Annotated in this window: 1 protein-coding gene; it reads left to right on the plus strand. The window is 69.0% G+C overall.

Annotated features, from left to right (window positions below; all coding sequences use genetic code 11):
- A partial coding sequence (locus IE321_RS41595) for a HAMP domain-containing protein (protein ID WP_190226795.1) occupies window positions 1–707 on the plus strand: 707 nt, incomplete at both ends.

Raw genomic sequence — 707 nt, forward strand, 5'->3', positions numbered from 1 at the left:
CGCGGCGACCTGTCGCAGAAGATCGACGTGGACGCGCGCGGCGAGATCCTGGAGCTGAAGAACACCATCAACACGATGGTGGACCAGCTCTCCGCCTTCGCGGACCAGGTGACCCGGGTGGCCCGCGAGGTGGGCACCGAGGGCCGCCTCGGCGGACAGGCGCAGGTGCCGGGCGTGGCCGGCGTGTGGCGTGACCTCACCGACTCGGTGAACAGCATGGCCGGGAACCTGACGGCGCAGGTCCGCAACATCGCGCAGGTGGCCACCGCGGTCGCCCGCGGCGACCTGTCGCAGACCATCGACGTGGACGCCCGGGGCGAGATCCTGGAGCTGAAGAACACCCTCAACACGATGGTGGACCAGCTGTCCTCGTTCGCGGACCAGGTGACCCGGGTGGCCCGCGAGGTGGGTACGGAGGGCATCCTGGGCGGTCAGGCCGAGGTGCAGGGGGTCTCCGGCACCTGGAAGGACCTGACCCAGTCGGTGAACTTCATGGCGAACAACCTGACCTTCCAGGTCCGGAACATCGCCGAGGTCACCACCGCGGTCGCCCGCGGCGACCTGTCGAAGAAGATCACGGTCGACGCCAAGGGCGAGATCCTGGAGCTCGTCACCACCGTCAACACGATGGTGGACCAGCTGTCGAACTTCGCCGACGAGGTGACCCGGGTGGCCCGCGAGGTGGGCACCGAGGGCATCCTGGGCGG

Source organism: Streptomyces hydrogenans (assembly GCF_014656075.1).
GTDB lineage: Bacteria > Actinomycetota > Actinomycetes > Streptomycetales > Streptomycetaceae > Streptomyces > Streptomyces hydrogenans.